This is a genomic window from Acidobacteriota bacterium (assembly GCA_021161905.1).
In the GTDB taxonomy this organism is placed as follows: domain Bacteria; phylum Acidobacteriota; class B3-B38; order Guanabaribacteriales; family JAGGZT01; genus JAGGZT01.
On the sequence record JAGGZT010000035.1, the window covers coordinates 1 to 16,257 of the forward strand.

The following is a 16,257-nucleotide window of genomic DNA, read 5'->3' on the forward strand; positions in this document are numbered from 1 at the left end:
CTACTTGATTATTTCGGTGACGGTGCCAGCACCTATCGTCCTTCCACCCTCACGAATAGCAAACCGTAACCCCTTCTCCATCGCTATCGGCGTGATCAGGTCTATCCGTAAATTCACATTATCTCCCGGCATCACCATCTCAACACCCTCAGGCAATGTCACTACTCCAGTAACATCCGTCGTCCTAAAGTAAAACTGAGGACGATAGCCACTGAAAAACGGCGTGTGCCTTCCACCTTCCTCCTTCGTCAACGCATATACCTCAGCCTTGAAACTCGTGTGCGGCGTTATACTACCAGGCGCCGCTATCACCATCCCCCGCTCAACCTCCGTCTTCTCCGTACCACGTAACAATAATCCAACATTATCCCCAGCTACCGCCTCATCCAATATCTTCCTGAACATCTCTATGCTCGTCACCACCCGCCGCTTCGTCTCCCTTATCCCCACTATCTCTACCTCATCCCCAGCCTTTATCCTACCTCGCTCTACCCTGCCCGTAACCACCGTACCCCTTCCTGATATGCTGAATACATCCTCTATCGGCATCAAAAACGGCTTGTCAACATCCCTCACCGGTAACGGTATATACTCATCAACCGCATCCAATAACTCCATTATCGGTCCACACTTCTCACACTCACGCTTACCACAGCCACACTCCGCCGCCTTCAACGCCGAACCCCTCACCACAGGTACATCATCACCCGGAAACTCATACTTCGTTAATAACTCCCTCACCTCTAACTCCACTAAATCCAATAACTCAGGATCATCAACCATGTCCACCTTGTTCAAAAATACCACTATCGCAGGAACATTCACCTGACGCGCTAATAATATGTGCTCCCGCGTCTGCGGCATCGGCCCATCCGCCGCACTCACTACCAATATCGCTCCATCCATCTGCGCCGCACCAGTTATCATGTTCTTCACATAATCCGCATGCCCAGGACAATCTACATGCGCATAATGTCGCTTCTCCGTCTCATACTCCACATGCGCTATCGCTATCGTTATCCCTCGCTCCTTCTCCTCCGGCGCCTTGTCTATCGACTCAAAAGGACGATACTCTATCTTCGGATTCAAACTGTGTAAACACCTCGTTATCGCTGAAGTCAACATCGTCTTACCATGATCCACATGACCTATCGTCCCTATGTTCACATGCGGCTTCGTCCGCTCAAATCTCTCCTTCGCCATTAAACCCTCCTTGGGCTAAATCTCACCACCATTTAAGCCCCCCGCGCACCCGGGAGAGAACCTCCTCCGCTATATGCTTGGGCACGGGTTGATAACACTTAAACTCCATAGTATGAACCGCCCTCCCCTGGGAAAGGGATCTGATATCGGTAGCATAGCCGAACATCTCGGCAAGGGGTGCCAAAGCCCTTATCACCTGAACCCCATCGCGAGACCGCATCTCCTCGATCTTCGCCCGGCGGGCATTGAGATCGCTCAACACATCGCCCAAATACTCCTCAGGAACGACCACCTCCACCAACATAATAGGCTCAAGCAATATAGGGCTTGCCTTGGAGGCGGCGTCGCGAAAGGCAAGCGACCCGGCAACCTTGAAGGCGATATCAGAGGAATCGACCTCGTGATAGCTCCCACCGATAACAACCGCCCGGAACCCCCGCATTTCATAACCAGCAAGGACCCCGCTCGCCATAGCCTCCTCGATCCCTTTCCTTATGGGCTCGAAGAACTCGCGAGGGATTATCCCCCCGCTAAGCTCCACCTTAAACTCAAAGGCAAGTTTATCGGAAAGGGGCTCGAGCAATAGCTTCACATGACCATACTGCCCCCTTCCTCCAGTCTGTTTTATAAACTTCCCCTCGCCCTCTGCTGCCTTGGTAATCGTCTCCCTATAGGCGACCTGCGGCTTCCCCACCTTCGCCTGGACATTGTACTCCCTGAATAGCCTATCCACTATTATCTCTAAGTGAAGCTCACCCATACCAGAGATAAGGGTCTGGCCTGTTTCCGGGTCTTGCCTTATCTGGAAGGTGGGATCTTCCTGAGCCAACTTATTGAGAGCGAAGGTCAATTTGGACTCCTCGCTCTGGCTCTTTGCCTCCACCGCCACCGATATCACCGGAGCAGGAAACTCCATCGACTCCAAGACGATCGGATGGTGAGGATCACAGATGGTATCCCCGGTGCGGATCTCCTTTAGCCCTACCGCTGCTGCGATATCGCCGGAGAAGACCTCATAGATATCCTCTCGTTTATTGGCGTGCATCTTGAGAAGCCTTCCTATCCGCTCCGGCTTCCTCCGGTTGGCGTTGTAAACGGTAGAACCAGCTCTCAAGGAGCCGGAATAAACCCTTAGATAAGCAAGCGATCCCACATAGGGGTCGTTCATAATCTTAAACACCAAGGCACAAAACGGCTCAGAATCGGATGCCTTTCGTATCTCTTTCCTCTTCCCATCAAGAGAGCTTCCCTCGACCGGAGGTATATCCAAAGGGGAAGGGAGGTAATCGACCACCGCATCGAGGAGTGGTTGAACCCCTTTGTTCTTGAAAGAGGCGCCACAGAGAACGGGGACGATCTTGTTCGCAATAGTGCCCATCCGAAGTGCTCGCTTCAACTCAGCCACTCCGATCTCTTCGCCCTTGACATACTTCTCGAGTAAGAGATCATCTATCTCGCAAAGAGCCTCTACCATCGCCTCACGATATCTCCTCACCTCTGCTTTGAACTCATCTGGTATCTCCTCACAGTGGTAACGAGCGCCAAGGCTCTCCTCCTCCCACACTATCGCCTTCTCCTCGAGAAGATCGATAACCCCCTGGAAAAGGTCCTCCTTCCCCAAGGGAAGCTGGATGGGAACCGGCTTTGTGTGGAGACGAGCCCGCATCATATCAATAGTGCGGAAGAAATCAGCCCCTACCCGATCCATCTTATTGACGAAGGCGATCCGGGGAACACCATATTTATCCGCCTGATGCCAGACCGTCTCCGATTGGGGCTCTACCCCACCCACAGCGCAGAAGATGGCTATGGCCCCATCGAGTACCCGGAGGCTCCGCTCCACCTCGGCGGTGAAATCGACATGGCCCGGAGTATCAATGATGTTTATCCTATGCTCCCGCCAGAAACAGGTAGTCGCTGCCGAGGTTATAGTGATCCCCCGTTCCTGCTCCTGCTCCATCCAGTCCATCGTCGCCGTTCCCTCATCCACCTCGCCCATCCGATGGGTTATTCCAGCATAATAAAGGATGCGCTCGGTAGTAGTGGTCTTGCCGGCGTCGATGTGCGCCATTATCCCTATATTTCTTATTCGCTCTAAGGGGATCTCCCTCGGCACAGCCCGGAACCTCCTTTTAGCCATATCATCACCACCGGTAATGGGCAAAGGCACGGTTCGCCTCCGCCATCCGGTGGGTATCCTCCTTCTTCTTTATGGCAATGCCACGGTTCTTCGCCGCATCGAGAAGCTCAAAAGCAAGCCTCTCCTTCATCGTCTTCTCGGAACGGCTTCTCGCGGCATTCACGATCCAGCGAACGCTCAATGATCCCTGCCTCCGAAGGCTTACCTCCACCGGAACCTGATAGGTAGCACCACCAACCCGCCTTGATTTCACCTCGAGCTTCGGCTTCACATTCTCAAACGCCTGAGTGAGCACCTTCAACGGGTCATCGCCCGTTTTCTCCCTGATTATATCCATCGCCCCGTAGAAGATCTTCTCCGCAATGCTCTTTTTGCCGTCCTTCATTATCACATTGATGAACTTGGTAGCCAGAGTACTCCCGAAAACTGGGTCCGGCGGAACCTCCCTCGGAACTACCTTTTTCCTTCTCGGCATCGCTAACGCTCCTAAACTAAATTATTGTTGAGGGGTCTTGGTACCGTATTTCGACCTGCTGCTCTTCCTATCCTCTACCCCTGCAGCATCAAGGGCTCCCCTAATCACATGATAACGGACCCCAGGAAGGTCCTTTACCCTTCCTCCACGAATGAGCACGATCGAGTGCTCCTGAAGATTGTGCCCAATCCCAGGAATATAAGCGGTAACCTCAATCCCATTGGTAAGACGAACCCGGGCTACCTTCCGCAATGCCGAATTGGGTTTCTTCGGCGTAGTGGTATAAACACGAACACAGACCCCCCTTTTCTGAGGACAAGCCTGAAGGGCAGGACTGGAACTTCTCTTCTCCTTCCTCGCCCTTCCCTTTCTAACCAACTGATGCATCGTAGGCACTGAAAACACCTCCCAAACTCAACTTAAGAGCCCTTCTATGACAAAATCGGCTAAAGATAACAAACTACGCTTCCTCTTGTCAAGAGCATTTCCTAAAATTTCAACTTACTTTAACCCCTTCCTCCTTCTCCGGAGAGACCTCCTCCTTCTTCTCCTCATCAACCAGTTTGACCCTCTGATAATACTCCCAACCGGTACCCGCAGGGATTAGCCTCCCTACAATGACATTCTCCTTCAACCCACGAAGGTTATCCACCCTTCCGCCAATACTTGCATCGGTGAGTACCCGGGTGGTCTCCTGGAAGGAGGCAGCGGAGATGAAACTATCGGTACTCAAGGATGCCTTGGTGATCCCTAAGAGAAGAGGCCTTCCTACCGCAGGACGCTTCCCTTCTCTCATCATCTGCTCGTTTACCTCCTGGAACCGGAACCTATCCACCTGCTCATCGACGAGGAAATCGGTATCTCCCACATCCTCGACCCGGACCCAGCGCATCATCTGGCGGATAATGATCTCAATATGCTTATCATTTATATTGACCCCCTGGGATTTATAGACCTCCTGGATCTCGGTAAGGAGATAGTTCTGCAAGGCAACCTCGCCCTTAACCCGGAGAATGTCGTGGGGATTGATGGGACCTTCGATCAGGGGATCGCCAGCCTTGACCACTTCACCCTCCCGAACCATTATATGCGCCCCCTTGGGTACCATATACTCCCTCTGCTCTCCCGCCTGTTTATTGATCACGATGATCTTACGCTGACCCCGCTTCACCGGACCGTATTTTACTATCCCATCGATCTCGGTGATCACCGCTGGCTCCTTGGGTTTCCTCGCCTCAAACAACTCCACCACCCGGGGAAGACCACCCGTGATATCCTTGGTCTTGGTGGTCTCCCGAGGTATCTTGGCAAGAACATCACCGGGATAGACCTCCTGCCCCTCCTCTACCATCAGATGGGCACCCGAAGGGAGGAAGTAACTCTTGAGCGTCTTTCCTTCGCTGTCCTTGATGAGGATGCGAGGCTGTCTTTTCTCATCAGCGGACTCCACGATAACCTGAGCGGAGAAGCCGGTTATCTCATCAACCTCCTCTTCCACCGTCTCGCCAGGGACGACATCGCGGAAATCGACGGTACCACCTGCCTCGGTTAGAATAAGGGAGTTGTAAGGATCCCACTCAGCAAGAACCGTTCCTATCGGCACCTCCTGCCCTTCCTTCACCTTGAGCTTAGCCCCGTAAATGACCTTGTACCGCTCACGCTCCCTGCCCTCCTGATCCTCGATCAGTATCTGTCCATTCCGGTTCATCACCACCAGATCACCCGCCCTATCGGAAACGGTATTGAGATTTAGGAACCTCACCTTGCCCCCATGCTTTGTCTCCAGAGTTGACCTTTCAGAAACTCGAGAGGCAGCACCACCAATATGGAAGGTACGCATCGTAAGCTGAGTGCCCGGCTCCCCTATCGACTGGGCAGCAATAACACCCACCGCCTCACCAAGTTCCACCATTGCTCCGGTAGCCAGATTGCGCCCATAACATTTAGCACAGACACCCCATTTAGCCTCACAGGTGAGCACCGATCTTATCTTGACCTTCTCGATACCAGCGTTCTCAATAAGATCAGCATATTCCTCATCTATCTCCTCATCCTTCTTTACGATTACCTCACCGGTAAACGGATCCTTTATATCTTCGGCAGCCACTCTACCCAGTATCCGCTCCCTTAAGGTCTCGATTATCTCACCACCCTCAACAATAGCACTTACCTCTATCCCCTTAGGGGTGCCACAGTCCTCCATCGTCACGATCACATCCTGAGAGACATCCACCAGCCGTCTGGTGAGATAACCGGAATCCGCCGTTTTAAGAGCGGTATCGGCAAGACCCTTCCTCGCCCCGTGGGTGGAGATGAAGTATTGGAGCACGGTGAGTCCTTCCCGGAAGTTTGAGGTGATTGGGGTCTCAATGATCTCCCCTGATGGCTTAGCCATCAACCCCCTCATTCCTGCCAGCTGTTTTATCTGCTGTTTGCTTCCCCTCGCTCCAGAATCAGCCATAATGAATATCGGGTTCACCTCCTCACCAGTCCGGTCTCGCCGCTGCATCTCCTCAAACATCTTGTCAGCTACCTCTTCGGTCACCCGGTACCAGATGTCTATAATCTTGTTATACCGCTCCCGGTTGGTGATCGCCCCTTCTTTATACTGGTTCTCTACCTTAATCACCTCCTCCCGAGCTCGCTTCACCAGTTCGTTCTTCTCCGGAGGAATAACCATATCCTCGATCCCAATGGAAATGCCGCCCAAGGTGGAATAGAGGAACCCAATATGCTTGATATTATCGAGCATCTCCACCGTCGTATCGTTTCCGTAATGGAGATAACAGAAGGAAACGAGGGAAGCAAGACCCTTCTTCTTTAAAAGGCCATTGATGAAGGGGAACCCTTCGGGTAAATAGTCGTTGAAAACGACCCTTCCCACCGTAGTCCGGATGATCTTTCCCTTGACCTCCTTGATTGGGGCATGAAGCACATCCTGAGGATCGTAAGCCTCAGAGAGATCGATAAGCTTGCCCGTGTACCTCACCTTTATCCGCGCCATCAGATCGACAATACCGTTTTGGTAAGCGAGCATCGCCTCCTCAAGAGAAGAGAAGAACCTACCTTCTCCTTTTGCTCCAGGCCTCTCCTTGGTGAGATAGTAGATACCAAGCACGATATCCTGAGTGGGCACCACGATCGGATTCCCGTTGGCTGGGGAGAGGAGATTATGGGTGGAGAGCATCAACACGCTCGATTCCAACTGAGCCATCGCCGAAAGAGGGATATGAACCGCCATCTGGTCTCCGTCGAAGTCGGCGTTGAAAGCGGTACAAACGAGTGGGTGGATCCTGATCGCCTTCCCCTCCACAAGAACAGGATAGAACGCCTGAATACCAAGACGGTGAAGGGTAGGCGCTCGGTTTAAAAGAACCGGATGCTCCTTTATCACCTCCTCCAGATAGTCCCATACCTCGGGAAGCTCCTGCTCCACCATCTCCTTTGCCGCCTTGATGGTGGTGGCAAGTCCCTCCCGCTCCAGCTTATGGTAGATGAAGGGCTTGAAGAGCTCGAGCGCCATCTTCTTGGGAAGACCACACTGGTTGAGCTTCAACTCGGGACCAATGACGATGACCGAACGACCAGAATAATCCACCCTCTTACCCAAAAGGTTTTGACGGAAACGTCCCTGCTTCCCCTTAAGGGCATCGGCAAGCGATTTGAGGGGCCGGTTGTTGGCGCCACGAAGTACCCTACCCCGTCTTCCATTGTCAAAGAGGGAATCCACCGCCTCCTGAAGCATCCTCTTCTCGTTCCTGATGATCACCTCCGGTGCCTTGAGCTCTATCAGCTTCTTGAGCCGGTTGTTCCGGTTGATCACCCGCCGGTAAAGATCGTTGAGATCAGAGGTGGCAAACCGCCCTCCATCGAGGGGAACCAAGGGACGAAGCTCCGGTGGAAGCACCGGGATCACCTCGAGGATCATCCACTCGGGCTTGTTCTTCGACCTCCTGAAGGCATCGACCACCTTCAATCTCTTGGCATATTTGGTGCGCTTCTGAACCGAGGTTGCCTTCTTCATCTTCTCCCTGAGCTCTTCGGCGAGCTTATCCACATCGATCTTGGCGAGCAACTCCTTGAGCGCCTCCGCCCCCATCTTGGCGACGAACTTATCACCATACTGCTCTCGATAAGCCCGATACCGCTCTTCAGAGAGGAGCTCCTTCTCCTTGAGCGGAGTATCACCGGGATCGATCACGATGTAGGATTCGTAATAAACCACCCGCTCCAGATCGCGCGAAGAGATATCGAGTATCTGCCCCAACTTACTGGGCACGCTCTTCACGAACCAGATGTGAGCCACTGGCGCCGCCAATTCGATATGGCCCATCCGCTCCCGCCTCACCTTGGAATGGGTCACCTCAACCCCACATTTCTCGCAGATAACCCCTTTGTACTTCATCCGCTTGTACTTCCCGCAGAGACACTCCCAATCGTTTACCGGACCGAATATCTTGGCGCAGAAAAGTCCATCCCTCTCCGGTTTGAAGGTGCGGTAGTTTATCGTCTCCGGCTTGGTAACCTCGCCGTAAGACCAGGAACGGATCAGTTCTGGAGAGGCAAGACCGATCCTTATCGCATCGAAATCCTTGATGATCGGGCTTTTGCTATCAGAGCCAAATCTATTCAAATTTAGCCCTCCTCTTTATCTATAACCCGGGAGGATCCCGGGACGATTACTTTAACTTAAGCTCCAGTGCCGGCTCCTTTTTCCCTACCGGTTTACCCTTCTTCAGGAGCTCTACATTCAGGCAAAGCGCCTGAAGCTCCCGAACCAATACATTGAACGATTCCGGGATACCGGATTCATAGGTCGATTCCCCTTTCACTATCGCCTCGTAGATCTTGGTCCGCCCATAGACATCATCGGACTTAGCGGTAAGCATCTCCTGAAGGGTGTAGGCAGCACCGTAAGCCTCAAGCGCCCAAACCTCCATCTCACCAAACCGCTGACCACCAAACTGGGCTTTACCTCCGAGCGGTTGCTGGGTGATCAAGGAGTAAGGACCGATGGATCGAGCATGGATCTTATCATCGACCAAGTGATGGAGCTTCATCATATAGATATAGCCCACAGTGACCTCAGATTCATAAGGCTCACCGGTCATCCCGTCGTAAACCATCGTCTTCCCCGAGAGGGGAAGCCCCGCCTTCTTCAAGTGTTCCTTTATCTCCTCTTCGCTTGCCCCATCGAAAACCGGGCTGGCAAAGTAAAGCCCAAGCGCCCTCGCCGCCCAGCCAAGATGGGTCTCCAGTATCTGTCCCACATTCATCCGCGAAGGGACCCCGAGTGGATTGAGCACTATCTCCACCGGAGTGCCATCGGGAAGGAAAGGCATATCCTCCTCGGGGAGGATCTTGGCGATGACCCCCTTGTTTCCATGCCTTCCCGCCATCTTATCGCCCACCGAGAGCTTCCGCTTCATAGCCACATATACCTTAACCAACTTGATAACCCCGGGAGCAAGCTCATCACCCCGCTCTATCTGCTCCACCTCTTGCTCAAACGCCTCCCGCAGGCTCTCCTTCTGGTGCTCGGCGAGCTCATTTATCCCCTTGACCTCCTCGCTTACATCCTCCTTCACCTTGATGAGCGGTATCAACTCCGGGGGAAGCTCGCGCAATTTCTTTGCGGTGAGTTTCTTCCCCTTGGTGAGGAGGGTCTCTCCGGTCTCCGGGTCGGTGAGATCGGAGGCTAAGGTCTTACCGGAAAAGAGCTCGATCAGCCGGCGTATTCTCTCTGATTCCACAATCATCAACTCATCGTTCAGTGTCCGCTCCATCTTCTCCTTCTGTTCTGCCTCGATCTGAAGCGCCCGCGCATCCTTCTCTACCCCCTTTCTGGCAAAGATCTTGACATCGACCACCGTCCCCTCAATGCCCGGAGGAACGGTAAGTGAAGCATCTCGAACATCACCCGCTTTCTCGCCAAATATCGCCCTCAGGAGTTTCTCCTCCGGGGTGAGCTGGGTCTCTCCCTTTGGGGTCACCTTCCCTACCAAAATATCCCCTGGCTTAACATAGGTACCGATCTTCACGATACCGCTCTCATCGAGATTCCTCAGAAAGTCCTCACTCACATTGGGGATATCCCGGGTAATCTCTTCGGGACCAAGCTTGGTATCTCGCGCTTCGATCTCGAACTCCTCTATGTGAACAGAGGTGTAGGAATCCTCCTTCACCAATTTTTCCGAAACAACGATGGCGTCCTCGAAGTTGTAACCTCGCCAGGGAAGGAAGGCAACCAGAACATTCCGTCCCAGGGCAAGTTCTCCACGGTCGGTAGCCGGACCATCAGCTATCACCTGCCCCTTAACCACCCGCTCTCCCTCTCGAACGAGAGGACGCTGATTGATACAGGTGTTCTGATTGGAGCGCTTGAACTTGACCAGATGATAGGTATCGGTGATCAGCTCCTGAGAGGCAGCTCCCTCTTCCTCTTCGGTAACCCTGACGATTATCCGTTCCGCATCCACCCTATCCACAATACCACTCCTCCGGCAGATGACCACGGCACCGGAATCACGAGCGGTAACACTCTCCATCCCGGTCCCGACAAGCGGTGCCTCGGGCCTAACCAAGGGAACCGCCTGGCGCTGCATATTGGAACCCATCAACGCTCGGTTGGCGTCGTCATGTTCGAGGAAGGGGATGAGAGAGGCGGCAACGCTGACCAACTGCTTCGGAGAGATATCGATGAAATCGACCTCATCCTTGGGAGCAAAGATGAAATTGCCTGCCTTCCTCGCGTTCACCCGCCTCTGGACAAATCTCCCTTGTTCATCGAGCTGGGCGTTAGCCTGGGCGATTATATACTGGTCCTCCTCCCAAGCAGTTAGATAGAAGGGATAGGGCTCAAAGGTAGCGGGGGTGCCACCCTTCTCCTGCACTTTCTTGTTCTCCTTCTCCAGCTCGCTTCTCTCCACCACATCGCCCATCTTGAACTTGGTATCCCCGGGGCTCACTATCTCAAAGTAATCGAGCACCCTGCCTTTTTCCACCTTGCGATAAGGGGTCTCGATGAAACCGAACTCGTTGACCCGGGCATAACAGCTAAGGGAGGAAATAAGCCCGATGTTCGGACCCTCTGGAGTCTCGATGGGGCAGATCCTCCCATAGTGCGAGGGATGTACATCTCGCACCTCAAACCCTGCCCGCTCCCGGCTGAGACCACCAGGACCAAGAGCGCTCAAACGGCGCTTGTGGGTGATCTCGGCGAGAGGGTTGGTCTGATCCATAAACTGGGAGAGCTGACTGCTCCCAAAGAACTCCCTTACCGCTGCCAGAACCGGTTTCGGGTTAATGAGGTCGTGAGGGGTGGCACTGGGAAGGTCCTGATAGATGCTCATCTTCTCCTTTACTGCCCGCTCCATACGCGCGAGCCCGATCCGGAACTGATTCTCAAGGAGCTCGCCCACCGATCTCACCCGTCGGTTGCCCAGATGGTCTATATCATCGACATAACCCATCTTGTTTCTCAGCTTGAGAAGGTAGGATAAAACAGCGATAAGGTCCTCTTTCTTGAGAAGTCTTTCCTCAAACGATATCTCCCTGCCATTGAATATCCGCTGGTACTCCTCCTTCAGCCTCGTATTGAGCTTTAACCTTCCCACTGGAGAGAGATCGTATCTCTGAGGGTTAAGGAATAAGGAGCGGAACAAATTGGTGGCGCTCTCCTTGGTTGGAGGATCACCGGGCCTCAACTTCCGGTGGATCTCCAAAAGCGCCTCTTCGCTCGTCTTCACCGGATCTTTCTGTAAAGTCTCCACGATAGCCGATCCCACATCTTCCCTCTCCGGGAAGAATATCTCTATCTGCTCTATTTCCTTCTCCCTGATCAGGGCGATCTTCTCGGCATCGATGAGATCGCCAGCCTCTATGAGGACCTCTCCTGTCTCCTTATCCACCACATCCGCAATGGCGTAAGCCTTGCCTTCGAGTTCTTCATCCGATATCGGAAGCTCCTTTATCCCTTTCGAAACGAGAAGGCGATAAAGCTTCTTGGTGATCTTCCTCCCAGCGGGAACAAGTACCTCATTCGTCTTGGGATCGACGATATCCTCCACGGTCCGCTCACCCACCAGCGTTTCGCAGAGTTTCAGGAAGAACTTCCCCTCCCGGAGGGAGAGAAGCTCCGCATGGTAGAAGGAACGAAGGATCTCCTCGTCGTTCTTCATCCCCATCGCCTTTAGGAGGATGGTAGCGAGGATCCTCCGCTTCCTGTCGAGTCGTACATGGACCAGGTTCTTAGCATCGTATTCAAACTCCACCCAAGCGCCACGGTAGGGGATGATCTGGGCATAATAAAGGGATTTGTCATCGCTTTCGTGGAAGAAAACCCCGGGCGAGCGGTGAAGCTGACTTACAATGACCCTTTCCGTCCCGTTGATGATGAAGGTTCCGTTTTCGGTCATCAGGGGGATGTCTCCGAAAAAGACATCCTGCTCCTTGACATCCTTAACCTTCTTCGCCCCGGTTTCAGGGTCCTTCTCGTAGAGGACAAGACGCACCCTCACCCGGAGGGGGACATCATAAGTCATCCCCCGGTCCTGACATTCTGCCACCGAATACTTTGTCTTTAATCTTACCTTCTTCCCACAATGAGGGCATACCTTAGGGTAGTTCTTATTGATGGTACCACACTTGGGACAGATTATCTCGGGATCGCTGGGAAACTCAGCCATTAGCTCTTCGCCACATTTCCGACATTTTACCACCAGATTCTCCAATCCCTTGAGTCTCCCGCAGGTGCATTCCCAATTGCCGATGGAATAAGAGACAAACTCAAGGGCGCAGGTATCACGAAAATCGTGAATGGGAAAGACGCTCTTAAGCACCGCCTGGAGCCCAATGTCCTTCCGCTTCTCAGGAAGAACATATATCTGGAGAAAGCGATGATAGGACCTCTTTTGGACCTCGATCAGGTCTGGTATCTTGATGGAGGTTTTTATCTTCCCAAAATTATATCTTTTAATAGGAGAAATTTGGGTCATTCCCTTTAGAACCTCCTTTAAGCTCCACACCAAGAGAGTCCGCCGGAGACCAGTCCTCTCCTCTTAGAAAGACTGCTCTCCGGCGCTCTCGGATTGTTATTTAATCTCGACAGTGGCGCCCGCCTCCTCAAACTTCTTCTTAAGCTCCTCCGCCTCCTTCTTGGATATGCCTTCCTTCACCGGCTTGGGCAGGCTCTCCACCAGCTCCTTGGCTTCCTTCAAGCCAAGGTTAGTTACCTCACGGACCGCCTTGATGACATTTATCTTCTTATCGCCAAAGGAGGTGAGGACTACCGAGAACTCGGTCTTCTCCTCCTCAGCGGGCGCTTGAGCCTGAGGTGCAGCTACACCAGCCGCCGGGACAAAGGCAGCAGCGGAAGCGCTCACCCCGAACTTCTCCTCAAGCTCCTTGACCAGGTTGACCAAATCCATCACCGACATCTTCTCGATGTGCTCGATTATCTCCTTGTTGCTAATCTTTGCCATCTCTCTTTCTTCCTCCAAGCTAAAATTGATTGATTATTGCCTCCCTTAAATAGCTAAGGATCATTCCTTCTTCTTTCCGATCTGGTCGAGGACAAGGACCAAATCCCTCACCGGCGCGTTGAGTACGCTCACCAGCTGGGTAAGGGGATACTTGAGGAGATAGAGCAATTGCCCAATGAGCGTCTCCTTACCCGGTAGCGACGCCAACTCCTTTATCTCCTCAGCGCTGACCTCCTTCCCCTCCACAAAACCAGCCTTAAATTTTATGACTGGGGTATCCTTGGCAAATTCGACCAGAACCTTAGCCAGCCTTATGGGATCACCGTTGCCCGAATAGGTAATAGCGGTAGTTCCCCGGAAGTGATCCTTGAGCGACTCAAGAGGAGTCCCGGCAAGCGCCCTCACGGCGAGCCGGTTCTTCACTACCCGATAACACCCAGAAGCCTCTTTCACTTTCTCCCTAAGCCTTTCCGCATCGGGAACGGTTAACCCCCTAAACTCCACCAAAAAGGCGGTCTTTACCTCACTAAACAGCCGGGAAAGCTCTCTGACTAATTCCTCCTTCTCTTGGCGCTTCACCTTACTCACCTTTTCTCAACGCTTGAGAGGTCGATCTTCACCCCAGGACCCATAGTGGTGGAGATCGTAACCCCTCGGATGTACCTCCCCTTTGCTCCTGGCGGCTTTGCCTTTATGACCGCATCGATCAAGGCACGACAGTTCTCGATGAGCTTCTCATCCTCAAAAGAAACCTTACCTACCGGTGTATGTATATTGCCGCCCCTATCTACCCGAAACTCAACCCTTCCCCGCTTCACCTCGGATATGGCATTCGCCACATCAAAGGTGACCGTGCCGGTCTTCGGGGAGGGCATCAACTTCTTGGGACCGAGTAGCTTACCCAATCTACCCACCAATTTCATCATATCCGGAGTAGCAATAAGGACATCGAAGTCGAACCAACCTTCGCTTATCTTCTTAACCAGCTCCTCACCTCCTACCACATCCGCCCCTGCCTGCTCTGCCTCCTTTAACTTCTCTCCCGAAGCAACGACCGCTACCTTTTTCGTCTTCCCCGTCCCGTGAGGAAGAACGACCACCCCACGCACCATCTGATCCGCCTTCCTTGGATCAACGCCAAGCCTGATGGCGAGCTCCACCGTCTCATCGAAGTTGGCAAAACTCAACTTCTTGATCAGGGGAACCGCCTCCTCCAAGGTGTACGCTCGGTCCTCTATCTGTTCCAGCGCCGTCTTTAGCTTTTTTCCTATCTTCACCATCTACCGCTCCTTAAATAAGGTTAATCGGGAACCACCTCGATCCCCATACTCCTTGCCGTACCCTTTATTATCCTTTTTGCCTTCTCGATATCCTTGGTATTGAGATCAGGAAGTTTTATCTTCGCTATCTCCGCAACCTGACTTTCAGTCACCTTTCCCACTTTCTCTCGGTTCGGCTGAGGAGAACCCTTGGCTATCTTAGCCGCCCTCTTTAAGAGGATCGACGCCGGAGGCGTCTTGGTTATAAAATCAAAGGATCGATCCTGATAAACGGTGAGAACCACCGGGATGATAAGCCCCTTATCCTTCGCTGTCCGCTCGTTGAACGCCTTGCAAAACTCCATTATATTGATCCCATGGGGACCAAGAGCAGAGCCCACGGGAGGAGCTGGGGTAGCCTCACCCGCTGGTATCTGAAGCTTAACCTTTGCCAGCACCTTTTTCTTTGCCATCTTCTCTCCGAATAGCCAAAAAATAAGTTAACTTGTTCCCTTTTACCCTGTTCACCCCTCTCACACCTTCTCCACCTGGAGGAAATCGAGCTCCACCGGGGTGGAACGGCCGAAGATGGTCACCATCACCTTGAGCGTGTGCCTCACCTCGTTCACCTCCTCCACCCTGCCGGTAAAACTGGTGAAGGGACCGTCGATTATCCGAATGAGCTCCCCTTTCTTGAAGGCAAACTTGGGCTTCGGCTTCTCTATCGATTCCTCCATCTTCTCCACTATCTCCTTAACCTCCTCCTCAGTAAGAGGGGTTGGCTCCTTGCCTGAACCTACGAAGCCGGTCACCTTGGGAGTGCTCCGCACCACATACCAGGTATGATCATCAAGCTCCATCTTCACCAGGATATAACCGGGGAAGAACTTACGAGGGGTTATCACCTTCTTCCCCCCCTTTATCTCCACCACATCCTCAGTGGGGATAAGGATCTCCTCTATCTTATCCTCCAACCCCAACGCCTTCACCCGCTGCTCCAAACTCTCCTTCACCTTCCTCTCAAAACCGGAGTAGGTGTGAACCACATACCATCTCTTCTCGCCCATAACCTCAACCCCTGCCAAATATAGCAAAGACCTCCCTCACCAGATAAAGAAGGCTAATATCCACCAAGTATAGGAAGATGGCGAAGATAAACACCGTGATCAACACCACAATCGTGGTCGAATATACCTCCTTGCGGCTGGGCCAGGTGACCTTCTTCAGCTCTATTATTACCTCTGAAAGAAATTTCTTTATCTTAGTAAACACCCCAATTTCCCCATCCAGGTTTCAAGGCTCAAAAATAATGGCAGGCCAGGAGGGATTCGAACCCCCACCCCCCGGATTTGGAGTCCGGTGCTCTACCAGTTAGAGCTACTGGCCTTTGCCACCATCTTTCCCTTCTGCCTCACCTTACCTCCTTGTGAACGGTATGCTTACGGCAGAAGGGACAATACTTTTTCAATTCAAGCCGCTCCGGCGTTTTCTTCTTATTCTTGGTAGTGGTGTAATTCCTTCTCTTACAGGAGCTACACGCCAAGGTGATGATGACCCGCATCTACGCTTCCCTACTTGATTATTTCGGTGACGGTGCCAGCACCTATCGTCCTTCCACCCTCACGAATAGCAAACCGTAACCCCTTCTCCATCGCTATCGGCGTGATCAGGTCTATCCGTAAATTCACATTATCTCCC

General features: G+C 52.7%; 14 protein-coding genes and 1 tRNA gene. All 15 read right to left on the reverse strand.

From position 1 onward, the window contains the following. Window positions 1-1,203: an elongation factor Tu gene (tuf, locus tag J7L64_04815; protein MCD6451664.1), complete on the reverse strand. Its 1,203-nt coding sequence runs from the start codon at window positions 1,201-1,203 to the stop codon at window positions 1-3. A 22-nt stretch (window positions 1,204-1,225) separates the two neighbouring features. Beyond that, a complete protein-coding gene (gene fusA / locus J7L64_04820) occupies window positions 1,226-3,319 on the reverse strand; it encodes an elongation factor G (GenBank protein ID MCD6451665.1) in 2,094 nt (697 codons plus the stop codon). Window positions 3,320-3,347: 28 nt separating this feature from the next. Continuing rightward, entirely contained in the window at window positions 3,348-3,818 is a 471-nt protein-coding gene (gene rpsG / locus J7L64_04825; protein MCD6451666.1) for a 30S ribosomal protein S7, read from the reverse strand. 21 nt (window positions 3,819-3,839) lie between these two features. After that, on the reverse strand, window positions 3,840-4,214 hold the full coding sequence (locus tag J7L64_04830; protein MCD6451667.1) for a 30S ribosomal protein S12: 375 nt from the start codon (window positions 4,212-4,214) through the stop codon (window positions 3,840-3,842). Window positions 4,215-4,314: 100 nt separating this feature from the next. Further along, on the reverse strand, window positions 4,315-8,451 hold the full coding sequence (gene rpoC / locus J7L64_04835) for a DNA-directed RNA polymerase subunit beta' (GenBank protein ID MCD6451668.1): 4,137 nt from the start codon (window positions 8,449-8,451) through the stop codon (window positions 4,315-4,317). 46 nt (window positions 8,452-8,497) lie between these two features. Further along, a complete protein-coding gene (gene rpoB, locus J7L64_04840) occupies window positions 8,498-12,814 on the reverse strand; it encodes a DNA-directed RNA polymerase subunit beta (GenBank protein MCD6451669.1) in 4,317 nt (1,438 codons plus the stop codon). A gap of 96 nt (window positions 12,815-12,910) precedes the next feature. Continuing rightward, window positions 12,911-13,300, reverse strand: coding sequence for a 50S ribosomal protein L7/L12 (gene rplL, locus J7L64_04845; protein MCD6451670.1), 390 nt, complete (start codon window positions 13,298-13,300; stop codon window positions 12,911-12,913). Window positions 13,301-13,360: 60 nt separating this feature from the next. After that, window positions 13,361-13,888, reverse strand: coding sequence for a 50S ribosomal protein L10 (locus J7L64_04850; protein MCD6451671.1), 528 nt, complete (start codon window positions 13,886-13,888; stop codon window positions 13,361-13,363). Then, window positions 13,885-14,580, reverse strand: a complete 696-nt coding sequence (gene rplA / locus J7L64_04855) for a 50S ribosomal protein L1 (protein ID MCD6451672.1) — start codon at window positions 14,578-14,580, stop codon at window positions 13,885-13,887. The genes J7L64_04850 and rplA overlap by 4 nt, the downstream gene beginning before the upstream one ends. Before the next feature lie 20 nt (window positions 14,581-14,600). Beyond that, complete coding sequence (rplK, locus tag J7L64_04860) at window positions 14,601-15,032, reverse strand: 50S ribosomal protein L11 (protein ID MCD6451673.1); 432 nt, start codon at window positions 15,030-15,032, stop codon at window positions 14,601-14,603. A 60-nt stretch (window positions 15,033-15,092) separates the two neighbouring features. Next, a complete protein-coding gene (gene nusG / locus J7L64_04865; protein MCD6451674.1) occupies window positions 15,093-15,626 on the reverse strand; it encodes a transcription termination/antitermination factor NusG in 534 nt (177 codons plus the stop codon). 4 nt (window positions 15,627-15,630) lie between these two features. Beyond that, a complete protein-coding gene (gene secE, locus J7L64_04870; protein MCD6451675.1) occupies window positions 15,631-15,837 on the reverse strand; it encodes a preprotein translocase subunit SecE in 207 nt (68 codons plus the stop codon). A 32-nt stretch (window positions 15,838-15,869) separates the two neighbouring features. After that, a tRNA-Trp gene (locus J7L64_04875) sits at window positions 15,870-15,946 on the reverse strand. Between the two features lie 24 nt (window positions 15,947-15,970). Beyond that, complete coding sequence (rpmG, locus tag J7L64_04880) at window positions 15,971-16,120, reverse strand: 50S ribosomal protein L33 (protein ID MCD6451676.1); 150 nt, start codon at window positions 16,118-16,120, stop codon at window positions 15,971-15,973. A gap of 10 nt (window positions 16,121-16,130) precedes the next feature. Next, window positions 16,131-16,257 (reverse strand): elongation factor Tu (gene tuf, locus J7L64_04885; protein MCD6451677.1); only part of this gene is annotated, 127 nt, incomplete at its 5' end.

Bases quoted from the DNA above. Each gene is read 5' to 3' on its own strand.
- rpmG (MCD6451676.1), bottom strand. From the start codon at position 16,120: ATGCGGGTCATCATCACCTTGGCGTGTAGCTCCTGTAAGAGAAGGAAT.
- tuf (MCD6451664.1), bottom strand. From the start codon at position 1,203: ATGGCGAAGGAGAGATTTGAGCGGACGAAGCCGCATGTGAACATAGGG.
- nusG (MCD6451674.1), bottom strand. From the start codon at position 15,626: ATGGGCGAGAAGAGATGGTATGTGGTTCACACCTACTCCGGTTTTGAG.
- rpoB (MCD6451669.1), bottom strand. From the start codon at position 12,814: ATGACCCAAATTTCTCCTATTAAAAGATATAATTTTGGGAAGATAAAA.
- rplL (MCD6451670.1), bottom strand. From the start codon at position 13,300: ATGGCAAAGATTAGCAACAAGGAGATAATCGAGCACATCGAGAAGATG.
- rpsG (MCD6451666.1), bottom strand. From the start codon at position 3,818: ATGCCGAGAAGGAAAAAGGTAGTTCCGAGGGAGGTTCCGCCGGACCCA.
- rplK (MCD6451673.1), bottom strand. From the start codon at position 15,032: ATGGCAAAGAAAAAGGTGCTGGCAAAGGTTAAGCTTCAGATACCAGCG.
- rplA (MCD6451672.1), bottom strand. From the start codon at position 14,580: ATGGTGAAGATAGGAAAAAAGCTAAAGACGGCGCTGGAACAGATAGAG.